Raw genomic sequence first — 25,475 nt, forward strand, 5'->3', positions numbered from 1 at the left:
CTTTGTGGTAGAAATATGGTATAGCTAAAACAAAAAATATAAAGTTTAAATAATTTAATGTAAAAACTATTTAGAGTGGTAAATTAATATACTTGATTTCTATAAATTTTAAAAATATAAATACAAATATAATGTTTATGAGAATCCTAAAAAGATGAAAAAATAATAAAAAAAACAAAAAAAATTACTGACATTTCACTGACAAATAAACGATTTATATTTATACAAGCATTGAAAAAACTATACTATTAAAAAAGGGCATAAAATAATATATTTTATGCCTTTTTTTAATAATATAGTTTTAAGTATAAATTATATTTAATATAATAAATTTTAATTAGCCTAAATAGCTTCGTGATAAACCTGATTTGGTAAGGAGAGAATTAAATAAGTTTATTGGTAAGTATAAGTAACAAAATAATACTGGTAAATTTTACTAATGACAATTATAATTACTTTATACATAAAATTAAATACAAAATACTAATATTGAACTGATTTTTAAAAATTGTTAAATAAACATATTGAAGAATAGATATAATAGGAGAGAAGAGTCTATGAGTTTGATTCTAAGTGATATTTTTAGAACGGTTTTAGTAAGTAATTTATTCCTAATTCTTTTATTAGTATTTAGAATAAGTGTATTTAAAAGATTTAGTAAAAGATTTAATTATTATATCTGGTTTATTGTAGTTATTAAACTCTTGCTACCATTTACATATTATACTTTTACATTTAATACATTGAAATATCAAGATAGTATTAAAAAGATAAACTTAGAAAACTTTAATAATATTTCTATTTCTAAAAGTGGCATTTTAATATTTATTTGGATTATTGGTGCAATAGTATATTTAATTTACAATATTTTGAAATATATAAAACTCAAAAATTTAATTAATGATTTATCTTATGAGATAGATGATAAAGATATAATCAAGCTTTATGAAAATTTATTAAAGGAACTAAAAATAAGTAAAGATATAAAACTTAAATACACTTATGAAGTTGAAACACCTGCATTTTTTGATTCATGTGTTCTTTTGCCACCATGTGAATATACATTAAAAGAACTTGAATGGATATTTAGACATGAACTTATACATTTTAAGAATAAAGACCTTTATATTAAATATTTAGTGTTATTTTTAAAATGTGTTTATTGGTTTAATCCTTTTATGTATATTATGGATAAGATTATAGATTTAGATTGTGAACTTTATTGTGATGAAAGAGTTTTAAAAAATTGTAATATAGAAGAGAAAAAAGAGTATGCTTTAATTATCATAAATATGATGAGAAAAAAATTAAATTATTCAAATAAATTTGTAGCTGGTTTACATCAAAAATCAGATATTCAAAAACGTGTTTATTATATGTTTAGTGAAAAATATAAAGGAAGCACTGTTGTAGTATTGTTTTTATGTTTATCTTCATCAATAATGTATTTAAAATTAGAATTTATCTCTACAAACTTTTTGAATAACTCTATTTCAAATTCAACATATATTGAAAATAGAATCAAAAGTAAACCAACCTATGAAAAAAACATTAGAATAGAAAATCAAGATAATCATTAAATATATGTAATGAAATAATTTCTGTGTTAAAAGGTTAAGATGTAAGTTTAATAAAAACATTAAAAAATTTAATTTATATTAAGGAGTCATAGTTACAAGTAAAAGAATTTTATTCCTATTATGTATAAGGAGAATACTATTTTTTTATATTGGAATAATAATAGTAAATCTATAATATAGAAAAGAGGTATTTATAGTATGCATGAAAATAAAAAGAATCTATTAGATGGAAGCTTAGCTCAATATAATGATGCAGCAGTACCAAAAATACCAGTATTTGCTGGTAATGATATAACTTCAGAAGTTTATTATTTTAAACCTAATCAAGTTCTTAATGCCCATAGACATCCTAATGGTGAACAAATATTTGTGTTCTTAAAAGGAGAAGGGAAAATGAAACTTGGAGAACATGAGTGTGATGTAAAACAAGGTGATACTGTTTTTGTACCAACAGGAGAATGGCATGAAATTACTAATGGAAGCAATGAGGAAATGGTTGCTGTTCAAATTACAAAAATCAATGCTGGAGCAGAATACAGAGGATAGATATATAGGTATCTTTACGATACTTTAATTTCTATTTTTTAATATAAACTTTAATCTCAATTATAAAAAGAGTCTTTTAAAAGACTCTTTTTATAATTTTTGTAAGTTTTTAGTTAAAACTGATGCATATTTATTTTATATTTTTTATTGCATTATTTGCAAATTCAGTATTTACTATGTCTTTGTAAGGGGCTTCTTTGTCTAATTCCTTAGCTTCTTTCATAACATCCATTAGTTTATTTAAACCTTCCTCTTTTAATACAGGGTTTTGAGACCATGCATCTATTGACTTATATCTATCTACAACTGTTACTAAATCTTCTAGAGATATATCTTCAAAGAAAGGTTGCATAGCTTCGGCGATTTCTTTACTAGGAGCTTTTTGAACCCATAATTGACCTCTATAAACAGCATTTGTAAATCTTTGAATTAAATCTTTATTATTTTTCATGTAAGATCTAGTAGTAGAGTAAGCTGTAAATGGTATTTCTCCAGAATCTTTTCCTATAGATGTTACTATATATCCGCTGCCTTCTTTTTCCATGGCAGTTGCTGTAGGTTCAAACGCTGTTGTAAAGTCACCTTCACCACCTGCAAAAGCCCCAGCCATTACTCCAAATTGGTAGTCAGTCTGTTTATAACATTGAAATATACAATTAATCTTTTGATATAATGGGGTATAGTATTAAAGAAAAATCATCGCATTTTTGATTAGGCTCTTTTTTATATACAACATGGTCAATTATAGTTTTAAGTAATATATTTTTCAGATAAGGCTCTTTCTCTTCTGTGTATTCTCTTAAAACTTTTTCAAGTTGAGGAATAATTTGCATTCTAACAGTGCTTTTTTCCTTTGCTATTTTAATATCTATATTTACTTTATTTATAGAATTTTTAACATCTTCTATACGTGATGTAAGTATATTTGAACGTTCTACAAATACATCTGAACTATATATTCCTTGTTCTAAAAAATCATGTAATCCTCCCTTTTGTTTCTCTAGGTTCTCAAGTTCTTTTTTTAAGGATGTTAGAGTACATTTTAAATTATCTTCAAATTTATCTTTAAAAACAAGTTCTTCTTTCAAAGATAGCTTATAATCTGTTAGCCATTTACTTAAAACCTCTAAAACTTTATCTTCTAATATGTATAATTTAGTAGATTTGTTTTTACAATTAGTGCAGACTATATATTTTTCATATCCTTTTGATGTTGTATTAGATTTTGCAACTAAAGTATGACCACAATATCCACATTTTATAATTCCAGCTAAAGGATTGGTTATTTTATTGTTTGGAGTAGGTGAGTTACTGCGTTTTTTTCTTATATCTTGCGCTTTATTCCATATTTCTTCGCTTATTATTGGTTCATGTTTTCCTTTTACTTCCATTTGTTCCTCAATGCCTCTAGTCCTACTAGAATTTCTTTTTCTCTCAACTTTATTCCATACTATGTATCCACAATATACTTTATTTTTTATAATATCTCTTACACCTTTTTCATACCAAGTTCTACCTGTTGTGGTTTTATAACCAAGTTCATTTAGATACTTGGATATTTTACAGCCTCCAATTCCTTTTAAATACATATCGAATATCATTTTAATAACATTTGCTTTATCTTTATTTACTACAAGAATTCTTTCTTTATTGTTTAAGTATTTAATATCATATCCATATGGAGGAGACTGAGCAATAAACTTACCTTCTTCAATACTTTTAATTTTACCTCTTTGCATACGCCTAGATATTAGTTTTAATTCTTTACGAGCCATAAAAGCTTCAAATTCAGAATATTCTTCATCAAATTCGTTATTCAAATCATAAGTTTTCCTAGGAGTAATAATTTTTGTTTGAGACTTTTTAAAAGTATCTAATATTAATCCTTGGTCTTGCATATTTCCACGTCCTAAACGGTCAATATCCATTACTAAAACAGCATCATAATTATTACTTTTGACTTCATCTAGTAGCTCTAACATCTTAGGCCTATATTCTATACTTTCTCCAGAAATAAGTTCCTCTTTAACATCAATTACATTTAAGTTTTGTTCTTTTGCTAGTTTTAGTAGTGTTGTTTTATGTCTACCTAAGGTTTCAAACTCACCTCTGTGTTCTGCTTCTTCATCAGCTCTGCTTTTTCGCAGATAAATAGAAACATTCATTAAATCACACTCCTTGAATATATTATATTCAGCAGTAAACTGATTATATTTAAAACATAAAAAATAAACATGTAAAAAATAGATTTTATTTTTTAACATGTTTATTTTCACATATATATTCAAGTCTTTGTTATTATAAATAGAACTTCACTTTTGTATAAATTCTATCTTTCTATTTCTATATATCTATATAAATTAAATTTGCAGGTTATTTTTTTATAACAGGTATCCATACTTCAAACTTAGAATTTTGTGGGTCTGGATTTAAGTAAAGTTCAATATCAGGACCATTGTCATACTCATATCCGGAAGTAGGTAACCATTCTGTTACAATGCGTTTTTCTAGTTCTTGTATAGCTTGTGGGCATTGTCCTTCTCCAGAAAATATTGCCCAAGTAAAAGGTGAAATAGTATATTCATCTAATTTATCATCTATGGATTCTGTGCTTGCAACAGAGATAAAGTATTTCCACTCTTCTGAATCATTACACACACTTACACCTAATACACCTTTTGGTTGGCTATTCATCATAGGTAACAGTTTTTGAATAGTTCCATCTAATGCAGATTGTTGCCACATTTTTGGAACAATCTCAAAGTTTTTTTCTAACTCAGTGTGAAGGCGTTGAGATACACCAACAATACGAAATTCTTCTTTCTTTTCAATTCTATAATTCATTTCTTCAGCTCCTTTTATAGTAATTTTAAAGCTAATTGGAGGAAAGGCCTTTAAATTTATTGTTTCTCCTTTTTGTATAATTGATGGTGCAATACCATGAATACTTTTAAAGGCACGATTGAATGCTGTTGGAGAAGTGTATCCATATTTCAAAGCTACATCAATTATTTTTTTATTATCATTTTGTAATTCTACAGCAGCCAAAGACATCCGTCTGCGTCGAATATACTCAGAAAGAGGTACATCTGCCATATAAGCAAACATCCTTTGAAAATGATATGTAGAACAACAAGCTATTTTTGCCAGTTGTTCATATTCAATTTCTTTTGTTATATTTTCTTCAATATAGTTAATTGCTTTGTTTAGTTTTTCAATCCATTCCATAAAATCAGCTCCTTGTACTTTTTATAATACCTATTTTTAAATAATTCTTCCTCTCTTTTTATGCACAAATTAACTAGCATAATAAAGTATAGATTTAGTATTGAAAATCAACTTAAATATTAAATCTTAAGTATTAAAGTTATTAATTATATAATTTTTTTATATTTAGTATATCATAGTTTAGCACTTAATTTTATTAGAGTATAATGGTTTTAATTTACTACATAAAGTATCTAATTAAGTGCTTAACTGTATGGAGTATTTTGGATATATATTGCTATTTTTCATAAATTACACTACTTAAATACTTATAAATATTAATTAAGAATAGGACAATTTTTAATATACATAAAATATAAGAGAGGAGGGGATTTGCATGCCAAAGATAGAAAAAGATTTGGATGGTACAACTACTATAACATACTTTGATGATGATGTAGATGTTCCAACAGACGATAATGGTTATAAAATATCCATGACAGTACTACATGGAAATACTGTATGCCATGTAGTATCTCCTGAAACAACACTAGGAAGAAAGTTTACAATAGGAGAAAAACAGGATAAAGATGATAGAATATATAAAGCAATAGAAAAAATAATGATAGATAGACAATTAAAAGTACAAAATTCAAATAAGGAAGTTGCTAGTAATTAGCACTTCTTTATGATATAAAATAGGACAAATATATTTAAAAACTTAACATTAAAACTTCACTAGTTAATTTATAATAAATCTTTAACTAATAATATACTCATTAAAACTTAGATTACATATGATAATTTCTTATAAAATATTGTTAAGATTTGAAATATCAGTATTATTTTAAAATTTAATTTATTGTATAAAAGAAAACTGGTATACTCTTACTAAAGTAAGTTATATAATTTTTAAAATTTATTACTATAAAAGATTATAAAATAGAAAATAACTATCATAAATATTTTATGTTTAAGGAGGAGAAGATGGAAATTAGAAACGCTGTAATAGATGATGTAGAAAATATAAACTTTATATAAACACTACCTTAGATTATCCAAATCAAATATAGTTATTAAAAATAAAAGCTACCTCTAAATATATAAAATATTTGGAGAGAGCTTTTATTTTTATTTTCAGATAGTATATAAGTTTCAAATTATTATTGATAAATATTAAAGAATATATTTTATAAAATAATTTTTTAATACTGACTTTTTGAAACTGTAAATCGTTATATAAGATAGTAGAAGTAATTTACACTAGATAAATCAATTTTATAAGGATAAAATTACTTAAAGTTTTCAAATTACAAATACTAAGGAGGTAGATTATGAAATTTGATATAATGAAGTTATTTGTGTGTGGATTACCAATATGGGTAATAGTTAGGGTAATTGTACTTATAAATAAGTATAAGAATAAAGAGAAGTATATTTTTTTAAAAGAAATAATGGTCAACATATTTATACTTTATTTATTTATATTAATAAGTTTAGTCATTTTGCCAATAGATACAGATGAAAATTATTTCTCAGGATTTACGATTTATGAAAAAATGAATATAAATCTATTGCCATTTAGAGATTTCATAGAAAATAAGTATACAAATATAAATCTTATAAAAAATAATTTAATTGGCAACACTTTGTTGTTATTACCATTTACATTATATCTATGTTTAATAAAATCAAGTTTAAGAAATTTTAAAAAAACAATTATAGTTAGCTTTTTAATATCATTATCAATAGAAACTATTCAATTAATTATGAACTGCATGTCTATAGTTCCACAGTTAAGAGCTGTAGATATAGATGATTTGATAATGAATACTTTAGGTGGTTGTATTGCATACATTATATTCAAATTATCTTATAGAGGAAAGCTTAAACTTTTTATAGACAAGATATACATAAATAAGGAATTAAATAGTGACTCACAAGAAGCTCTTGAAGAGGATATTAAAATTTATAAACAGGATATTTTAAGAGAGGATAATTAAATTATAATCAATATTTAGTTTTATATATTATACTTAAATTTAAAATAGTTATCAATAAGAGTTTAGCGTTAAACAAAACAGCAAAACAAGGAATAAATAGGGCATTATCTAAAGGTATAAAGTCATTTGAAGATTATCTTTGTTTTAATCGTTATATAGAGTGATGGAGGTGATAATAGTGAATGATTCTAGGATTATAGCACAAATAAAAACAGGTAAAAAAGAATTGTTTGATACTTTAATAGAGAAATATTATAATAGCGTCTATTGTTATTGTTATCGCCATGTAGATAATCAAATGACTGCACAGGACTTAACTCAAGATGTATTTGTAACAGTTATAAAAAATATAAGTAATTATAAACACTATGGTAAATTTGAAAATTATTTATATGTTATTGCTAGAAATAGGTGTAAGGATTTTTGGAAGAAAAAACAACCCCTATATTTAGAGTCACTAGACAAAGAAGAATCTAAACAAGAATTAGTAGATGTAGAAAACAAAATATTTGTAAAAGAAGCCTTGACTAAATTGCCAGAAACAGAATTTGAAGTAGTAATTTTGCGGTATTATCATGATTTGAAATTTAAGGATATTGCTAAAATTATGGATTCCAGTGTATCTGTTACAAAGTATAGGATGAGTATGGCCTTAAAAAAATTAGAGGTATATATGGAAGGAGGCAAAGTATGAATAAGAAAAAAATCAAAAAAAGTTTAATGGAGTATACAGTTCCTAAATATGAAGTTTCAGCTTTTGAAAAGACTATTAAAACAATACATAAAATGACGTTTAGTAACGCTGATAAAAGGATGAATAGTATAGATTTTTTTATCTCTCAAATTGGTTTTATACGAAAAAGAACCTGGATTATACAATTTCTAGTGTTATGTACAATATGTGCATTACTATTCAATACATCAAGAGATAATAACTCATTTTATGAAATATTATCCTTGGTCTCTGTAGCAGTTCCTCTTTTTATATTGACTAATATAGAGGAGATAGCAAAAGTATATAACAATAGTGTATTGGAAATAGAATTTTCAACAAAAAATACATTACATAAAATTATTGCTACTAGAATGATTGTTTTTGGAGTAAGTGATTTATTATTTATGTGCGTTATTTTATTACTAGCAAAACAAATAATTGATATCAATACCTTGTATATAATAATTTATATATTAGTACCTTTTAACTTAATGTGTATTGGATGCTTAGAAATTATAAATAGAAATAGAGGTAAGTCTACAAATTACTATTGTATGATTTATGGTACATCTCTTGTCTTGTTAATATTTATGCTTGGTACTTTTAAAAACAGTATATATCAATTTGAATCAATAGAGCAATGGTTAATTATTTTTTTAGTGACATCAGTAATATTAATACATGAAATAAAAAAAACATGGAAACATCTTTGTTCATTTGAAAACATTATTATCTAAATAATAAATAACAATATATAGTATTAGGAGGAATTGTATGGAACTAAGTTTAGAATGTCTAACAAAACAATATGATAACAAAATTATAGTAGATAGGATAGAATTCAAGCTAAATGAAGGTATATATGGATTCTTAGGAGAAAATGGAGCAGGAAAAACAACTCTTATAAGAATGATTTGCGGAGTATTAAGCCCAACCTCTGGAGAAGTGAAGATAGATGGTAAAAATAATTTGGATATGGGAGAAGATTTTAGAGATATGATTGGATATCTTCCTCAAGAATTTGGATATTATCCAGACTTTACTGCAAAAGAGTTTATGTTATATATAGCTTCATTGAAAGGTTTAACTCCTAGTTACGCAAAAGAAAAATCGCAAGAATTATTAGAGTTGGTTGGATTGTCAGGTGTCGTTAATAAAAAAATAAGAACATTTTCTGGTGGTATGAAACAAAGACTTGGGTTTGCTCAGACATTGCTTAATGACCCTAAAATTTTAATATTAGATGAGCCAACAGCTGGTTTAGACCCAAAAGAAAGAGTCCGTTTTCGTAATTTGATTTCAGAATTCTCCAAGGAAAAAATTGTAATTTTATCTACTCATATTGTATCTGATGTAGAACATATTGCAGATAAAATTTTAATACTGAAAAAAGGGAATCTCATTTTGGATGGTTCAGTGGAAGCAGTAACATCAAAAATAGAAGATAAAGTATGGAAATGTGTGGTTAATGAAAATGAAGTAGATTATATGGCTAGTAAATATTGTTTGGTAAATATTCATCACTCTGGAGGTGTTGCCACTCTTAGAATTATAAGTGATATAAAACCACATGATAATGCATGTAATCTAAGACCAACATTAGAAGATTTATATTTATATTGTTTTAATGAAGTACAATAAATATGTGTGAGGGGATAAATATGTCTACATTAATTAAGTTTGAATTAAAAAAGATAATAAAAAGAAAGTCTACAATAACAGTTGTTTTAGGAAGCTTGATTTTAAGTATATTTCTTTTTGCCTTAATGCCACTCAAAGAAAAATCCTATGATGAGAATGGTAAAGAGTATAGAGGGCTACAAGCTATTGAACTTTCAAAACAACAATCTAAATTAAACGAGGGATACATAACAGATAAAAAAATAGAAAACTCAATCAGAGAATATCAAAAAAATTTTAATAATCCAAATAATATTGTAAAAGATGAAAATGGATTTTCAAGTTTTAAGCAAGGCGTTTATTGGAGATTCTTTTATCCAAACAAAACATTTTATAACTTTATAACAGAATCATATAATGCACCAAATGATTTTAATTCTATGATACTTCAATCAATATCATTAAAAAATAGAACTAATTTTTATAAGTTTAGAAATGAAAAAGTAAATACAATATTAAACAGTGAATATTCAGATGGAAATTATGCACAAAAAGAAAAAGAGTTTTGGTTATCTAAGAATAAGAAAATAAATGAACCCTATTTAAATGGATATTATGAAGGCTGGAATTATTTTTTACTGGGTAGAGACTTACTAATTTTCACTATATTGGCTATCTGTATAAGTATAGCTTCTGTATTTTCAGGAGAATATCAATCAGGTACTGATTCAGTGATATTGTCTTCTAAATATGGAAAAACAAAAGTTATAACAGCTAAAATAATAAGTTCCTTTTTATTTGGGACAATTGTTTTTATAATAAATACAATTATATCTATTGGAATTCTTATATTGTCTTTTGGAGTAGATGGATGGAATTTACCATTACAACTTACAGTGAGCTCAACACCATACCCAGTTACATTTTTACAAGCAACCTTATTGAGTATTTTAGTTATCTATATGATATTAATAGCATTAATTGGATTTACACTTTTATTATCTTCTTGCATGAAATCGCCTTTTCCAGTTTTAATTACAGATATAGTGTTACTATTTATACCACTATTCTTAAAATATAGTGAGACAAATTGGCTATATAATCAGATTCTTCGAATTTTACCATCAAATGCTATTTCATTCTCATTTTCTGAGTATGTAAACTACAGATTTGGAAACTTAATAATAGATTTACCTACAATGATTATTTTTACAGGTTTAATATTATCAATTATTTTTTTACCTTTTGTTAAGAATAACTTTAGAAAACATCAAGTTAATTAATATATAATATAGAAATATATGAAAAAAATAATAATACAAAAAAGACATGAATGAAGAGTAATTCATCTATGTCTTTTTATATTATCTTGACATTAAATTTAGTAATAATTAGACTATATGTATTTTAGATGTTATAAATCACAGTTATAAACAGACTGATTTTTGTACATCAGTTCTTACGTTGACATTGCCTGCTTTTAAATTTTCTCCAATAGTAAGTCCTTTGTCTTTTAGAACATATTCAAAAGTCATTAGTGGAACGCCACCTTTTCTACCACCTAATATTTCTTTTCCTTTTAAATCATCATAGGAGAAATTAGGCATCTTTTCTCTGGCAACTAAAAAACTACCATCTCTTTTAGTTAATTGTGCAAAGTTTACAGCATAATCGTTTTTGTTTTGATTATATACATATATGGAAGCTTCAGGACCCATTAAGCCTACATTTGCTTCACCTGAAATTAAAGCTGCCATAGTTTTATCCGCACCTTGAGTATTTATAAGGTCAACCTTTATTCCTTCATCCTCGAAGAATCCTTTTGTAATAGCAGCATATTGTGGGGCATAAAAAACAGAATGAGTAACTTCTGCAATAGTTACTTTATCTAAGTCTTTAGATGAAGCAGACTTATCATTTTCATCATTAGAGTTAAAATCACATCCAGTTAAGCATATTGTGCTCATAACAATAGAACTTGCAATTGCGATTATTTTTTTAAACATAATAAATACCTCCCATAAGACATCCGAATAATATATAATATTAAATATTTGTTGTAGTTGTTACAAAAATATATACCTATAGAATTTATTTCTACAATAATTTAAAAATAATTTTTATATTTGAATTTTTCAAGTAATCGATTATATTAAATAGATTGTATTGATTATTTGTAAATTAAGATATAAAATTAAAACAGTAATGTTTTATATAAATTATATAGGCACAAAATTTATTAATAATAGATATTAAATTAATTCATATAAATAATAATTTAATTTTATAAATTTAAAAAATGTTATTGTGTAAAGTAGTGAAGATTTGCATTTTATATTTTGGCAAATATAGTTAAACAAGTACAGTTAAAATGGAGGAAATTAAATGAAACAAAATAAATATGATAATGATGAATTTTTTTGTAAATACAGTGATATGGAACGCTCTAAAAAAGGTCTTGAAGGTGCTGGAGAATGGCATACTCTAAAAAAAATGTTACCTGATTTTGAGGGGAAACGAGTATTAGATTTAGGGTGCGGTTTTGGATGGCACTGTCAATATGCAGTTGAAAATGGTGCAGAGTCTGCTATTGGAATTGATATTTCAGAAAAGATGCTAAAAGAAGCAAGAAATAAAACCAAATTTGATAATATAAAGTACATATGTATGCCTATTGAAGATATAGACTTCCCAAAAGATTGCTTTGATGTAGTAATTAGTTCTTTGGCTTTTCATTATATTCAATCATTTGAAGATATATGTAAAAATATAAGCAATTGTCTTTCAAGCGGAGGAGATTTTGTATTTTCAGTTGAACATCCTATATTCACTGCATATGGAGCTCAAGAATGGTACTGTGATAAAGATGGAAACAATTTACACTGGCCAGTAGATAACTATTTTATAGAGGGACTTCGAAAATCAAATTTTTTAGGGGAAGAAGTTATAAAATATCATAAAACATTAACTACTTATCTAAATACTTTAGTTAAAACTGGATTTGAGATATTAGAAATAATCGAACCTCAACCAGAAGAGAAATTATTAAATACGATTCCTGAAATGAAAGATGAATTACGTAGACCTATGATGTTACTTGTTTCTGCAAGGAAAAAGTAATAAAAAATAGTGGAATTTTGGTTGCAAGTGATTATGGGATTCTATTGGGTGACACAAGCTATATATTCAAAGAGGGTGAAAGCACTTGTTGCTTTCACCCTCTTTATTACACTATAAACATGTACATTTGACACTGTAAATATAGGTAAGGCATTTATCAAACCTGTATTTACAGGAATATGGTTACTTTCTATAACAATGTAAAATGAGAACTTTCGAAAATTGATTTCATTATGGAGAACTATTTTCAAATGTAAAGATGCTTGTTAAAGCAGTTTTACCCAGACCTCAACTTGTGTATTTCCATCAAAAGAAATATAATATATCAATGGAGGTGTTACGCGTGAGCTATATAACAACAAAAGAATCCTTGAAAAATTGGGAAATTGCATACATAATAGTGATATGAAATTACTCTGCTGAGCGGGTTAAGTAAACAAAAAAATGAAGAATATGTGATTTGTTTCAGCTGATGGACGATATAGAAATAGTAAAGTAAAGGATGGTGAAAACAAATGAAACGAATATTTTTGGTTGAGGACGATAAAGCAATCGCTAAAAATCTTATGCTTTTGCTGCACTCAGAAGGATTTGAAGTCACTCACGCTCCTACACGAGGTGAAGCTATTGCCATGCTTTCCAGTAATAAATTTGACTTGGCATTAATTGATATTTCCTTACCTGACGGAAATGGTTTTACAGTTTGCACAGAAATCAAAGAAATGCAAGATGTTCCTGTTATCTTTCTGACAGCTTCAGGCGATGAGGCGAGTGTTGTTACTGGGCTGAATATAGGCGCAGATGACTATATAACAAAACCTTTTCGTCCACGTGAATTGATTGCGCGAATTGGAACTGCCCTACGAAAAAACGGACGTTCAGAAGCGGCTTTTGAAATCTGTGGGCTTCATGTCGATATGGCAAGTGGCGTTGTGAAAAAAAACAGCAATGAGGTTTTTCTTTCAGCTTTAGAGTACCGCTTGTTGTTGGTGTTTATTAATAACCCCAAAAGTATTATCACGAGGAGCAGGCTCCTTGATGAATTATGGGACGCGGCGGGTGAGTTTGTCAATGATAATACATTAACTGTGTACATAAAGCGCTTGAGGGAGAAGATAGAGAGCGACCCAGCAAGCCCACAAATAATTCTGACTGTTCGTGGGACAGGGTATAGATTGGGGGACGATTATGCTTCGAAATAGAGAGTTTAAGCAGTTTGCTATTTTGTTCTCTTTAATGGCTGTCACCACTGTAACGCTTGGATTTACAATAAATATGGTGGCGGGAATCCTTTCTATTATTTCTGTTACTGCCTTTGGTTTAGCGTTTTTCTCTTTTACCAAAGCTCGATATAAAAATATTGCACAGATTTCTAATCAAATTGATCTTGTGCTTCATAATGCTGACCATCTGTATATTGGTGAATCGGACGAGGGCGAACTTTCCATTCTGCACAGCGAGATAACAAAAATGACACTATGTATTCGGGAACAAAACGATGCGCTGAAAAAAGAAAAAGAACATCTTGCTGATTCGTTGGCTGACATAGCCCACCAACTCCGCACACCTCTTACATCCGCGAATATTATTCTGTCATTGCTATCAAATAGCTCTGATGAAAATCAACGAAAGGCATTGGTGAGGGAAACAGAGGAATTATTTGTAAAGATGGATTGGTTGATTACTTCCCTATTGAAGTTATCTCGCTTAGACGCAGGTATTGTAGTTTTCCAAAGCGAGCAGATAGATGTGAACAACTTGATATACAACTCACTTCGACCATTTCTAATTCCAATTGAACTGCATAACATTGCTTTACAAATAGATGTGCCTAAAGGAATGATTATTCAGGGTGATTCGGGTTGGCTTTCAGAAGCAATTCAGAATATCCTCAAAAATTGTATGGAAAGTGCAGGCGATAATGGGAAGATTGAGATTGTTTGTGAGGATAATCCGCTATTTACTGAGATTACTATCCATGACAGTGGCACAGGATTTGAAAAAGAAGATTTACCTTATTTGTTTGATAGATTTTATCGTGGTAAAAACGCAGAAGCCACAGGATATGGGATTGGATTGGCACTCTGTAAAATAATTATAACACGACAGGGAGGGACGATTACTGCAAAAAATCACCAAAAAGGTGGCGCGATATTTGTAATTCGTTTCCCAAAGTGACTAATCTCTCACCTGAAAGTCACACAGATGTAAGTTGAAAGTTATATTATATGGTTAAACCATAAGAAAGGAGACTTACATAATGGAGTTCTTAAAAATTGAAAATCTATGCAAGGTCTACGGCAAGGGCGAGAACAAAGTTACCGCACTTGACAATGTTTCGCTTACAATAGAAAAGGGGGAGTTTACTGCAATCATTGGTTCATCTGGCTCAGGAAAATCCACATTACTTCATATCATCGGTGGAGTGGACGTACCAACAAGCGGAAAGGTGTATTTGGACGGTCAGGATGTATATGCCCAAAGCAATGAAAAGCTGGCCATTTTCCGTAGGCGACAAGTCGGACTGATTTACCAATTTCATAACCTTATTCCAACTCTGAATGTTGTGGAAAACATCACTTTACCTATACTGATGGACAAGCGAAAGGTCAATGAGGAACGCTTAAATGACTTGATGGACCTACTTGGGCTAAAAGACCGCAAAACGCATTTACCAAATCAGCTTTCTGGCGGTCAGCAACAGCGTGTTTCCATAGGACGTGCTTTAATGAATGCCCCAGCGGTAATGCTTGCTGATGAACCCACAGGTAGTTTAGACAGCCGAAATGGACATGAAATTATCAATCTATTGAAATTAAGCAATAAAAAATATCGTCAAACCCTTATCATTGTAACGCATGACGAAAATATAGCCCTGCAAGCAGACCGCATTATCTGCATATCAGATGGCAAAGTGACGCGAGATGAAAGGAGGTAGGTATATCCATGAACATTTTCAACAAAGTTGCACTGCAAAACATGAAAAAGAGACGCACACGAACGATTGTAACAGTTATCGGAGTTGTTCTGTCTGCTGCTATGATTACAGCAGTCGCTACACTTGCCATTTCCCTGCAAAACTATATGGTAAATGGTTCGATTGAGAAATATGGTGGTTGGCACGTTGAGTTTTTGGATGTTAATTCCTCTTTCGTACAGAAACAGATAGGAAATGATAAAGTTGCAAATACCGCAACATTTGAAAATATTGGCTATGCAAAGCTTGATGGCAACAAAAACCCAAACAAACCGTATCTTTTTATAGCTGGATTCAGCGAAAAAGCCTTTGATACTTTGCCTATAACTTTGATTTCTGGCAGATTACCTGAAAACAGTGGAGAGATTCTTGTTTCGGGTAAAGTTGCAACAGATGGCGGTGTCAAATTCGCAGTGGGCGACACTATTTCTTTGCCTGTGGGAAACCGTATGAATGGATATGAGAAGCTTAGTCAGAGTGACCAATATACTGCTGGAGATGAAACTCTTGTTCCACAAGGCGAGAGAAGCTACACAGTTGTTGGTACCTGCCAAAGGCCTGTCTTTGAGGAATCTTCCGCACCAGGATACACATTGATAACCAAAGCGGATGCACAAATCAAGGCTGACAGCCTTAGCCTGTTTGTCACGTTGAAAAATCCACGTCAGGTTCATTCATATACAAACAGTACTGGAGACCATGCTTACGTTTTAAATGATAATGTGTTGCGTTTCATGGGTATTTCCGACAATAACTTGTTCAATATGCTTTTGTACTCAGTTGGTGGTATTGTGGTCGCCATAATCATGCTCGGCTCGATTTTTCTGATATATAATTCGTTTAACATGTCGTTGAACGAACGCACACAGCAGTTTGGAATCCTTTCATCTGTTGGAGCTACAGCAAAGCAGCTACGTAATTCAGTTTTATTTGAAGGTCTTTGCATTGGTGCTGTTGGCATACCAATTGGTGTTGCGGTTGGTATAGTTAGTATTGGACTTGTTATTTCTGTTATCTCCAAAAATTTCGCAAATGTTCTCTACACCAATGTACCTTTGACCTTGACGTTGTCCATCCCAGCAATCGTTGTTGCGGCAGTGGTCAGCATGGTTACCATCTTGATATCGGCTTATATTCCAGCTAGAAAGGCTGCCAGCAAACCAGTGATGGAGTGTATTCGCCAGACGAACGAGGTGAAAATTGAATCCAAAGCAGTAAGGATATCAAAGCTTGAACAGCGTATTTACGGTCTGGAGGGAACTCTGGCGCTGAAGAATTTTAAAAGAAACAAGAAACGCTATCGTAGTATTGTGCTATCGCTTGTTTTAAGTATAGTGCTGTTCATATCGACCAGTGCTTTGGTAGCTGATTTGAAACAAGTTTCAAATCAGGCATCAGAGGTTACTGACCAGGACATCATTTTTTCCACACAGGACATGAATGACAGTAAAATGCTACAGCTATACGATAAGCTGAAGACTACCAATGGTGTGTATGAAGGCTTGTATCAAGAACTTATGACCTATTCATGTGTTGTTAAAGTAAGTGAACTTACAGATGATTACTTGAACTATGAGGGTTCACATTCGCCATCTGAAACGGTTGATATGCCAGTAGATATGCAGTTTCTTGATGACAGTACGTATCTGAATATTATCAAAAGTCTGGGGTTGCCAACAGAAGAGTACACTGGGCAAAATGCAAAAATGATTGCCGTTTCCATGATGGTGGAGGATGACCATACTATTGATATCTTCACAAATTCTTCCATAAATCTTAAACTTACTCCTGAAGCTGATAGCAAGTCGAACACAGTCGATAGGCAAAATGTAAACATTTCATTTGTAAAAGTCGTGCCACCTGATTCTCCACCAGGTGTCAGAAACTCAAAGATGAGGAAAGCCTGCTTCAGGGTGTTGGCACCTTATTCGGTCAAAGATTCATTTGAGACTCCAAGTATTTCTAAAGGAATTAAAAGCTTGAGTTTTAAATCAAAGAATCCCAATCAGTCAGTTGCAGAAATGGAGAAAATCATCGAGAGGGAAGGGATTACGGCTGAGTACAACCTGTACAATATGTATGGAATGATGGACGAAAACCGTAATTACATCTTTATTGCCAATGTGTTCGCATATACTTTTATAATTATGATCTCGCTGATTGCAGTAGCCAATGTATTCAACACAATTTCCACAAATATCAAGCTACGCCGTCGTGAACTTGCCATGCTTCGCTCTGTGGGAATGTCTGAACGTGATTTTCAGAAGATGATGAATTTTGAGTGTGCCTTTTATGGCATGAGGTCGCTGCTCTTTGGACTTCCTATAGCTGTAATTTCTTCCTGGCTAATTCATAAAGGAATGGTCAAAGATGATATAGATTTTGTACTTCCATGGACCAGTATCGGAATCAGCGTGTTTGTCGTTCTCTTTATAGTGTTCATTACAATGTTGTATGCCATTAGTAAAATAAAAAGAGAAAATATTATTGATGCGCTTAGGGATGATATGACTTAATAGAAAATAAAAGAGATACCTGCGTGATTGAGTTCAAATGATTCACAATTGTCCCAAAAGGCGATTTAAACATTGAAAATACAGAGTTCATCCTATGGAAGTAGTGTGAATTATACTAGGGGTTCTTATGAACCCCCCTTTCTATTTTTTGTATAAAAAAGTGGATGACTCAAATTTTTATTTTGAGGTACCCACTTTATCTATCATTTATTATATGTAAAATAATAAAACTATACTTCTACATAGTATATTTCATTTCCATTTTTTTCTATAATCCTTTTTAAATCTTCAAACTTTAAAAATACAGTGGCAGTATTGTCATTTGGATGTATACCTATTTTATCCATTTTCAATAAATCTTTATCAAATACAATTTTTACAATAGCATCAGTATCATTTAGTATACCAAAAGGTGTTACAGCTCCCTTAGTAAGTTTTAGATATTTTTCAAGTCTTTCTTCAGAAGCGAAACTAAGAGGTTTACTATCAATTTTTTGGCGTATATCCTTTAAATCTGCTTTTTTATCTTTACCTAAGACAACTAAAAAGTGCTCTTTACCCTTAGAATCACGAAGGAATAAATTTTTTACAACAAACTCCATTTGTAGTGTTTTTAATTGTTCCATTTCATCAATTGTATAGACTGCAGGATGATTTACAATTTCATAAGATATATTTAGTTCATCCAATTTTTTATATACTTCTTGTTGAGCGTTCATAATTTCCTCCTGTTGGTAATTTATTTGATATATAAAAATAATATTATCATAGAACACTTTAAAATAAAACATGCATTATTATTCTGTACAAACAAAAGTCTACTATATTTTCTCCATATCTAATCATAAAATCTTTCAACAGCCTTGCCTAATTTCATTTCAATTCTTACTATTATAATAATTCAGAATATATATATTTTCAAGTAAAAAATGATATATATATAATATAAGCTTAAAAAACTAAAAATTTTCCAAAAATAATTTGAAAATAGAGCCTTAGTTACCATTTATAAATCATATAAAAAGAGGTTATGTAAGGTCAGATATGAAAAAACTATATTATACTATCTTTTCTTTTTCGAATAAACTATACTTTAAATATAGATATTTAATTTTAATAATTTTAGCAATAAATTATCTTAGAAAGGAATGTGCTTTATATGTCTACAGACAAAGTTGTTGGAATCATAGATGAAGAATTAGCTGAACTCGCTGGAATTAAATATACTGGTAAAATTTATGCTTCTTCTGGGATTGTTAACTAAAACCTATAATCGTTGCAATTACAATGATTACAGGTTTTATGATTTATCTGTGACACTATTATGATACTATTTGTTTAAAACTTCAAGTTTTTGTGAGATTTCCAACTGTTTATTAGGATATAAATGAGAATATATATTCCATGTTGTTTCAACTTTTTCATGCCCTAGATGTTCAGCTATAGTTAATATATTGATATCCATATTTACAAGTAGAGAAGCATGAGAATGTCGTAAATCATGTACTCTAATTTTTTTCACAGAAGCTAATTCAGCACATCTTTTCAGCTCTAAATTTAAATAAGCTCTTGAAAATTTAAATATTCTTTCATTTTCTCCTAAATCATATAATTTAGAAATATAATCCTTAATTTCATTATATAAAAAATTCGGAATAGTAACAATGCGTTTGCTCTTAGCAGTTTTTGGAGACGAAATAATATCCTCTCCTTTTAATTTTAGATAACTTTTATTAATATTTAATTCTGTTTCAGAAATATCTTGTGGAGTAAGGGCTAATAGTTCACCTAATCTTATTCCACTCCAAAACAAAATTTTAAAAGCTAGGTTTGCATCATCTTTATTTTCAAATTTAATAAATTCTTTAAACTCTTCTAAAGTCCAAAAGTTCATTTCTTCTGCATCTTTTTTACCTATACCACCCACTAGACTTGCATGGTTTTTGTCTAAATTATAGTATTTTACTGCATAGTTTAAAATTGCCACTAACTGGCTATGTATTGTTTTAAGATAAGTGGGGCTATAAGAACTATTTAATAGTTCATTCTGCCATTTACGAACATGTATACCAGTAATTTCATTTATCTTTAGTTTTCCAAAAAATGGAATAAGCTTCAATTCTATTATATGTTTCTTGCCATTCATAGTTGAGGTTTTTAATCTCGTTTCCATATCAACCAAATATTCTTCTGTAAGGCTTTTAAATGTCATATCTGTACTCATTTGCTTTTGATTTAAAAATTCTCTTTCAAACTCTAAAGCTTCTTTTTTAGTTTTAAAACCTCGCTTAGTTTTCTTTTTCTTATCTCCGTTGAAGTCTGTAAAATAGAAGCTAACAAACCAAGTTTTTCTTTCTTCATCTTTATAAGCTGGAATTCTAGACACCCCCATTATGTCATCTTAATATTACAATTATAACATGCTCTAACTAGTTGTTTTATTTTTTTCTTCTTTTTATTTCTTGAAGTTTATAATATTTACATAACTCAACAAAATCTTCTTCTAGTGCTATAGATAAATCTAATATTGTAGATATAGTTATATATTTATATTCTCCATTTTCCAACTTTGATATATAGCTTCTATTACGACCCATTCTTTCTGCTAATTCTAATTGCGTCATTCTTTTCTTTTTTATTAATTTTTTCAATATTTATTAAAATCTGCCTTTTAATTATTTTTTGATTATTTTTATAATTAATAGTTTGTGTAATTTATTGTAATAAATGTTCCTCGTTAGAACATTTTTTGTTGGAAAAATGTGTTAAAATGTAGTTAAGAAATTAAAAGTAAAAAGCACTATAACAATAGTGCTGAGATGCTAGAGTTTAAAGAAAGAATAAATTCTATTTAAAAATCTATAAATACAAAGTGAATAATTTGTAAATTAAATTTAAGAATAATGTAAAAAAATGTAATAAAAAAATATAATAAAAAAAATAAAAATTAAATTTATGAAAAATAAAGTCAGTCGACTAACTAAAAATAGAAATAATAGAAATAATAGAAATAATAGAAATAATAGATATAATAGAAATAATACAGATAATCTGAAACATTAGAGATAAAAAATAGAAGTTCATTTTTAAAATCAAAACTAAAATCTCTATATTAGTCAAGTTGCACGATAATATAGAAATATATATAATATATTTACAAAGTAATTTTAAAAAATTTTAAATATTATATTTGTTGAAATAAATCTATAACTATAGTGAATTTAAAGATTTTACACTTATTTTTACGAACGTATGTTTTGAAACGGAGAAATAGTTTACAAGGGGTGGTGTATCTAATGGATGATAAAAAAATGATTCTAAGACTTAATAATATTTTTACTGAGCTAAAAAATATTAATGAAAATAAATTTAATAGATACAAGGAAATGGTAAGCAAAAACAAACCTAATACATATATAGAAATAACAGACGAAATAGATAAAAAAAAAGAGGTATAAACCTCTTTTTTTATTTATTTCGTTTTTCCTCATCTATAAAAACTTGTGCAATTTTTAACATTTTTTCCTTCGACTCTTCATCTAAGTTCATAAATACTTTTATGAGTTCTTTTATGTCATCAGGGCTATCTAATTCATCAATAAATTTATCATTATTATTTTTTTTATCAAGATTATGTCTTCCCAAAAGAGAATCTACAGATATATTGAAAAAATCAGCTAATTTAGTGAGCATCAAAGTATCTGGTATTCTATTTCCACTTTCCCAATTACTTACAGTTTGTTTTGTTACATTAAATATTTTTGCTAGTTCGACCTGATTCAAATTAAGTTTAAGCCTTTCTTCTTTTATTCTATCTTTAAGAGCCATAATATTACTCCTTCCATTCACATTTATTATAAATTATTATAAACTATTTGTTATACTTTTTATAAAATATATAACATAAAGAATACTTTTTTTAAAAAAATATAAATTTCATGTTGACAGTAAACTTAAAGTAGACTATTATATAAATATAAAGTTAACGCAAAGTTGACTAAAAGAGAGGTGATAAAATGAACACTAAAAAACTAAAGGCGTATAGAAAACTAAATAATGTTAATCAGTCTGATATAGCAAATTTACTTAATATAACTTTAACTTCTTATTCGCATAAGGAAAATGGTAAAACTAAATTCACTCTTGAAGAAGCAAAGACTATTTCAGATTTCTTTGGTCTAAGCATAGAGGAAATTTTTTTTAATAATAACGTCAACTTAAAGTTTACTGAGGCGGTGAATTAGTCTATATATTAAGTTTACACTATGAAAGGAGAAAGATAAATGTTATATCAATACCAAAATATTTATCAATTAAGCAGAGAAAATACTGGTCTTACACAAGAAAAGGCATCTGAACTACTAGATATATCAGTTGAAAGTTTGAGAGCATATGAGAATGATAAAAGGATACCACCAAATACAGTAGTAGCCAAAATGGTTTCTATTTACAACAACAACTTATTAGGATATGAACATGTTAGAAGGACTACAGAAGCAGGGGTAATGTTTTTACCACAACTTGAAATGAAAAGTCTTTCAAGTATAACTTTGAAGTTACATAAAGAAATCAAAGATTATCTAAAAAAGGAAGATGATTTCATAGATATAGTTGAAGATGATGTGATTGATGAAGATGAAGAAGAAGTTTGGAATGATGTTATGCAGGAATTAGAAGACATTTTTAAATCAATTTTAATTCTGAAATTTTCAAAGAAAACAATATAGGAAGGAGAAAATTATATGAACAACTTACAAACAATTAAAGAACAAGAATTATTAGGTAAAGAATTTAGAGTTTATGGAACTTTAGAAAATCCACTATTTTTAGCTAGGGATGTAGCTGAATGGATAGATTACAGTAAGACAAGCGAAGGATACTATAATACTTCTAAAATGCTAATGAGTATAGATGAAGAAGAAAAAGTGACTATTACAAATAGTAATAGTGGTGGAAATAAATTATTTTTAACAGAAGATGGATTGTATGAGGTTTTGATGCAAAGTCGAAAACCAATCGCAAAACAATTCAAAAAAGAAGTTAAAAAGATATTAAAAGAAATTCGTAAAACTGGTGGATATATACACACAACAGAAGATATGTCAGATGATGAAATCATGGCAATAGCATTACAAGTAGCTCAAAAGACAATAGAAAAGAAAAGTAAAGAAATAGAAGAAAAAGATAAGGTAATTCAATTACAACAACCAAAAGTACTTTTTGCTGATGCAGTAGCATCTTCTGAGGACTCAATATTAATTGGAGAACTAGCTAAATTACTTAATCAAAACGGTGTTAACACAGGTGAGAAAAGATTATTCGCATGGCTTAGAGATAATGGTTACTTAATAAAACGTAAGGGTGAAGATTACAATACACCAACTCAAAAGAGTGCTGACTTAAAAATAATGGAAACTAAAAAAAGAGCAATATATAACCCTGATGGAAGCACAAAGATTACTAAAACACCAAAAGTAACAGGAAAAGGTCAAATATACTTTATTAACAAATTGAAATCAGTAAATCAAGTATCAATGTTAGGTTAGCACTTTGAAAAATAAATACAGAATATTTTGAAAAGATGAGATATATGCAAAGAGAGCAAACAACAATACGCCTGTCTAAAAAGTTATAAAAGAGCAGGCATATAGTAATTACTCTGTATCATTTTCTTTTTCTAACATTTTGTCAGCTAAATCCTCAACCTTACTTATAAATTTGATTTGGTTACGCTTATTGAATTTATGTAATAGAGATAGAATTTCCTGTTCATTTTCAGTTAAGTTTATATTATTTGTTTTATTGCATGTTATGCCCAATAATAGATAATCAGTAGTAACATTAAAATATTCAGCCATTTTAACTATTGCATCTGAAGAAGGTTTACCTTTACCTTTTTTCCAATCACTTATAGAACTGTTGGAAATTTCCAAATCACTTGTTAATTGTTTAGCTGTAATATTATTTTTTTCCATCAAATCAAGTATACGATTAATCACAAATTTAACCTCTTTTCTAAAATGATAGGAAAATTCCAAAATATATATTGATATTTTGGAAAAATCCAAATATAATATAACTATAATAACAATTACTTACGACAACAAATTGTTATATAAATTTAATTTTACCACAAATAAACACACTAATAAAGAAGGTGATAATAATGAATAAAAAATGTTTACCAAAATGGAGCAAAGAAGTTAAAAAAGCCATGATAGATAAAGATTTGAAACTAGATGATTTATCAGAGGAGTTAGGGTTATCAAAATATCATCTATCAGCAGTAATTAACGATAGACTTAAAAGTCCAAATGCAAAAGAAGCAATTTGTAAATATTTAAAAGTAAAAGGTTAATTATAGTATAACCTTTCAAAGAGGTGATTTGAATGTCATATCAATACCAAAATATATATCAAATTAGTAGAGATAATACTAGTATTACCCAATAAAAAGCAAAAAAGGATACTTATTAATTATAAGTACCTTCACATGAGTTATAAAGTTTGCAATTATTCAATAAATTCAACAAATATTAATTAATATCAATATCTAAATCTTTGAAAAAAGAGTGATTAAAAAAATCAATAATTGTTATATCTAGAGCATCACAAAGTTTTTTAATTGTACATATGCCAGGGTTTTTACTTTTACCTTTTAAAATACTATCTATTGTAGATTGAGTAACACCTGCCATTGTACATAATTTATTTACTGTAATGTCATTTTCTTGACATAATCCTAATATTCGTTTGGATACTGCTGTTAATAAAGACATAATAAACCTCCACAGGTACTGTAAAAACAAAATAACGCTAGTTAAAATTAACCAGCAAAGTTACTCTTTTTTTAATGTTTTTAAAAATATAGACAAGGCTTGTAATTGTTCTTTTGATAAATTTTTGCTAGATTCAATAAAGTCTAGAAGATAGTCAGGTAAATCAACATTAGATTTTTCATTAAAAAAATCAGATAAAGATATATCTAATGCAGAGCAAATTTTCTCAATAGTATTAATAGATGCTTGATTTCTTCCAGATAGAATACTTTGAAGCGTTGATTGAGTTAATCCTGCTTTAGTAGCAAGTTTATTTGTACTATATCCCTTTTTATCTCGTAATTCAATTATACGTTGAGTAACATCCATGTAAACACATCCAATCTTTAACGTAAATACGGTAATAAATATA

The 25,475-nt window shown here is 28.4% G+C and carries 29 protein-coding genes; 18 read left to right on the top strand and 11 right to left on the bottom strand.

Annotated elements, in window-relative coordinates; genetic code table 11:
• The first annotated feature begins 557 nt into the window (after positions 1-557).
• Together IC218_RS04310 and IC218_RS04315 are read left to right on the top strand one after the other, a co-directional pair.
• Positions 558-1,580 (top strand): M56 family metallopeptidase, encoded by a 1,023-nt coding sequence (locus tag IC218_RS04310; protein WP_227823877.1) that lies wholly within the window; start codon positions 558-560, stop codon positions 1,578-1,580.
• Between the two features lie 198 nt (positions 1,581-1,778).
• Positions 1,779-2,126 (top strand): cupin domain-containing protein, encoded by a 348-nt coding sequence (locus IC218_RS04315; protein ID WP_227436116.1) that lies wholly within the window; start codon positions 1,779-1,781, stop codon positions 2,124-2,126.
• Positions 2,127-2,256: 130 nt separating this feature from the next.
• Here IC218_RS04315 and IC218_RS04320 read toward each other — a convergent pair whose 3' ends face one another.
• The 3 genes from IC218_RS04320 to IC218_RS04330 all read right to left on the bottom strand — a co-directional run bounded on the left by IC218_RS04320 (position 2,257) and on the right by IC218_RS04330 (position 5,354).
• Entirely contained in the window at positions 2,257-2,736 is a 480-nt protein-coding gene (locus IC218_RS04320) for a hypothetical protein (protein WP_227483100.1), read from the bottom strand.
• A 46-nt stretch (positions 2,737-2,782) separates the two neighbouring features.
• Entirely contained in the window at positions 2,783-4,291 is a 1,509-nt protein-coding gene (locus IC218_RS04325; RefSeq protein WP_227823878.1) for a recombinase family protein, read from the bottom strand.
• A 208-nt stretch (positions 4,292-4,499) separates the two neighbouring features.
• Positions 4,500-5,354, bottom strand: a complete 855-nt coding sequence (locus tag IC218_RS04330; protein ID WP_227823879.1) for an AraC family transcriptional regulator — start codon at positions 5,352-5,354, stop codon at positions 4,500-4,502.
• A 376-nt stretch (positions 5,355-5,730) separates the two neighbouring features.
• Here IC218_RS04330 and IC218_RS04335 point away from each other — a divergent pair, with 376 nt between their 5' ends.
• The 6 genes from IC218_RS04335 (at position 5,731) to IC218_RS04360 (ending at position 10,954) form a co-directional block, all read left to right on the top strand.
• Positions 5,731-6,012 carry a hypothetical protein gene (locus IC218_RS04335; RefSeq protein WP_227437616.1) on the top strand — a complete coding sequence of 94 codons (282 nt, stop codon included), beginning with the start codon at positions 5,731-5,733 and terminating at the stop codon, positions 6,010-6,012.
• 655 nt (positions 6,013-6,667) lie between these two features.
• On the top strand, positions 6,668-7,336 hold the full coding sequence (locus IC218_RS04340; protein ID WP_227437614.1) for a VanZ family protein: 669 nt from the start codon (positions 6,668-6,670) through the stop codon (positions 7,334-7,336).
• Between the two features lie 178 nt (positions 7,337-7,514).
• A complete protein-coding gene (locus IC218_RS04345; protein ID WP_227823880.1) occupies positions 7,515-8,030 on the top strand; it encodes an RNA polymerase sigma factor in 516 nt (171 codons plus the stop codon).
• Complete coding sequence (locus tag IC218_RS04350) at positions 8,027-8,788, top strand: hypothetical protein (protein ID WP_227823881.1); 762 nt, start codon at positions 8,027-8,029, stop codon at positions 8,786-8,788. The genes IC218_RS04345 and IC218_RS04350 overlap by 4 nt, the downstream gene beginning before the upstream one ends.
• 37 nt (positions 8,789-8,825) lie before the next feature.
• Complete coding sequence (locus IC218_RS04355; protein ID WP_227437608.1) at positions 8,826-9,692, top strand: ABC transporter ATP-binding protein; 867 nt, start codon at positions 8,826-8,828, stop codon at positions 9,690-9,692.
• Positions 9,693-9,712: 20 nt separating this feature from the next.
• Positions 9,713-10,954, top strand: a complete 1,242-nt coding sequence (locus IC218_RS04360; RefSeq protein WP_227823882.1) for an ABC transporter permease subunit — start codon at positions 9,713-9,715, stop codon at positions 10,952-10,954.
• A 144-nt stretch (positions 10,955-11,098) separates the two neighbouring features.
• Here the strand turns inward: IC218_RS04360 and IC218_RS04365 are convergent, their stop codons facing one another.
• The gene (locus tag IC218_RS04365) at positions 11,099-11,677 is read right to left on the bottom strand and encodes an ABC transporter substrate-binding protein (protein WP_227483095.1); all 579 of its coding nucleotides are present in this window, start codon (positions 11,675-11,677) and stop codon (positions 11,099-11,101) included.
• Between the two features lie 379 nt (positions 11,678-12,056).
• Between IC218_RS04365 and IC218_RS04370 the strand changes: the two genes are divergently transcribed.
• The 5 genes from IC218_RS04370 to IC218_RS04390 all read left to right on the top strand — a co-directional run bounded on the left by IC218_RS04370 (position 12,057) and on the right by IC218_RS04390 (position 18,284).
• Positions 12,057-12,791 carry a class I SAM-dependent methyltransferase gene (locus IC218_RS04370; protein ID WP_227437328.1) on the top strand — a complete coding sequence of 245 codons (735 nt, stop codon included), beginning with the start codon at positions 12,057-12,059 and terminating at the stop codon, positions 12,789-12,791.
• A gap of 515 nt (positions 12,792-13,306) precedes the next feature.
• The gene (locus IC218_RS04375; RefSeq protein WP_227437330.1) at positions 13,307-13,993 is read left to right on the top strand and encodes a response regulator transcription factor; all 687 of its coding nucleotides are present in this window, start codon (positions 13,307-13,309) and stop codon (positions 13,991-13,993) included.
• Entirely contained in the window at positions 13,980-14,969 is a 990-nt protein-coding gene (locus IC218_RS04380) for a sensor histidine kinase (RefSeq protein WP_227437332.1), read from the top strand. Before IC218_RS04375 ends, IC218_RS04380 begins: the two co-directional genes overlap by 14 nt.
• Before the next feature lie 82 nt (positions 14,970-15,051).
• Positions 15,052-15,729, top strand: a complete 678-nt coding sequence (locus IC218_RS04385; RefSeq protein WP_227437334.1) for an ABC transporter ATP-binding protein — start codon at positions 15,052-15,054, stop codon at positions 15,727-15,729.
• A gap of 8 nt (positions 15,730-15,737) precedes the next feature.
• Positions 15,738-18,284: an ABC transporter permease gene (locus IC218_RS04390; RefSeq protein ID WP_227823883.1), complete on the top strand. Its 2,547-nt coding sequence runs from the start codon at positions 15,738-15,740 to the stop codon at positions 18,282-18,284.
• 230 nt (positions 18,285-18,514) lie between these two features.
• Here the strand turns inward: IC218_RS04390 and IC218_RS04395 are convergent, their stop codons facing one another.
• The 3 genes from IC218_RS04395 to IC218_RS04405 form a co-directional block, all read right to left on the bottom strand.
• Complete coding sequence (locus IC218_RS04395; protein ID WP_255613419.1) at positions 18,515-19,003, bottom strand: prolyl-tRNA synthetase associated domain-containing protein; 489 nt, start codon at positions 19,001-19,003, stop codon at positions 18,515-18,517.
• A gap of 611 nt (positions 19,004-19,614) precedes the next feature.
• Positions 19,615-20,676, bottom strand: coding sequence for a site-specific integrase (locus IC218_RS04400; RefSeq protein WP_227437338.1), 1,062 nt, complete (start codon positions 20,674-20,676; stop codon positions 19,615-19,617).
• Positions 20,677-20,722: 46 nt separating this feature from the next.
• Positions 20,723-20,935 carry a helix-turn-helix domain-containing protein gene (locus IC218_RS04405; protein ID WP_227437340.1) on the bottom strand — a complete coding sequence of 71 codons (213 nt, stop codon included), beginning with the start codon at positions 20,933-20,935 and terminating at the stop codon, positions 20,723-20,725.
• A 645-nt stretch (positions 20,936-21,580) separates the two neighbouring features.
• On the opposite strand from IC218_RS04405, the gene IC218_RS04410 reads away from it, so the two are divergent.
• Complete coding sequence (locus tag IC218_RS04410; RefSeq protein ID WP_227437343.1) at positions 21,581-21,742, top strand: hypothetical protein; 162 nt, start codon at positions 21,581-21,583, stop codon at positions 21,740-21,742.
• 10 nt (positions 21,743-21,752) lie between these two features.
• Here the strand turns inward: IC218_RS04410 and IC218_RS04415 are convergent, their stop codons facing one another.
• Positions 21,753-22,112 carry a helix-turn-helix domain-containing protein gene (locus tag IC218_RS04415; protein WP_227437344.1) on the bottom strand — a complete coding sequence of 120 codons (360 nt, stop codon included), beginning with the start codon at positions 22,110-22,112 and terminating at the stop codon, positions 21,753-21,755.
• Between the two features lie 188 nt (positions 22,113-22,300).
• On the opposite strand from IC218_RS04415, the gene IC218_RS04420 reads away from it, so the two are divergent.
• The 3 genes from IC218_RS04420 to IC218_RS04430 are packed head-to-tail and all read left to right on the top strand — an operon-like array spanning position 22,301 to position 23,830.
• Complete coding sequence (locus IC218_RS04420; protein ID WP_227437347.1) at positions 22,301-22,528, top strand: helix-turn-helix domain-containing protein; 228 nt, start codon at positions 22,301-22,303, stop codon at positions 22,526-22,528.
• Between the two features lie 39 nt (positions 22,529-22,567).
• Positions 22,568-23,011 carry a helix-turn-helix domain-containing protein gene (locus tag IC218_RS04425; protein ID WP_227437349.1) on the top strand — a complete coding sequence of 148 codons (444 nt, stop codon included), beginning with the start codon at positions 22,568-22,570 and terminating at the stop codon, positions 23,009-23,011.
• Between the two features lie 15 nt (positions 23,012-23,026).
• On the top strand, positions 23,027-23,830 hold the full coding sequence (locus IC218_RS04430; RefSeq protein ID WP_227437351.1) for a phage antirepressor KilAC domain-containing protein: 804 nt from the start codon (positions 23,027-23,029) through the stop codon (positions 23,828-23,830).
• Between the two features lie 108 nt (positions 23,831-23,938).
• On the opposite strand, the gene IC218_RS04435 is transcribed toward IC218_RS04430, so the two are convergent.
• Positions 23,939-24,283, bottom strand: coding sequence for a helix-turn-helix domain-containing protein (locus tag IC218_RS04435; protein ID WP_074076102.1), 345 nt, complete (start codon positions 24,281-24,283; stop codon positions 23,939-23,941).
• Between the two features lie 167 nt (positions 24,284-24,450).
• On the opposite strand from IC218_RS04435, the gene IC218_RS04440 reads away from it, so the two are divergent.
• Complete coding sequence (locus tag IC218_RS04440; RefSeq protein ID WP_227437353.1) at positions 24,451-24,642, top strand: helix-turn-helix domain-containing protein; 192 nt, start codon at positions 24,451-24,453, stop codon at positions 24,640-24,642.
• Between the two features lie 178 nt (positions 24,643-24,820).
• On the opposite strand, the gene IC218_RS04445 is transcribed toward IC218_RS04440, so the two are convergent.
• Together IC218_RS04445 and IC218_RS04450 are read right to left on the bottom strand one after the other, a co-directional pair.
• A complete protein-coding gene (locus IC218_RS04445) occupies positions 24,821-25,063 on the bottom strand; it encodes a helix-turn-helix domain-containing protein (protein ID WP_021401517.1) in 243 nt (80 codons plus the stop codon).
• A 60-nt stretch (positions 25,064-25,123) separates the two neighbouring features.
• Positions 25,124-25,432 (bottom strand): helix-turn-helix domain-containing protein, encoded by a 309-nt coding sequence (locus tag IC218_RS04450; protein ID WP_227437355.1) that lies wholly within the window; start codon positions 25,430-25,432, stop codon positions 25,124-25,126.
• Positions 25,433-25,475 lie beyond the last annotated feature (43 nt).

The sequence above is a fragment of the Clostridioides sp. ES-S-0005-03 genome (genome assembly GCF_020658455.1).
Lineage (GTDB): Bacteria > Bacillota > Clostridia > Peptostreptococcales > Peptostreptococcaceae > Clostridioides.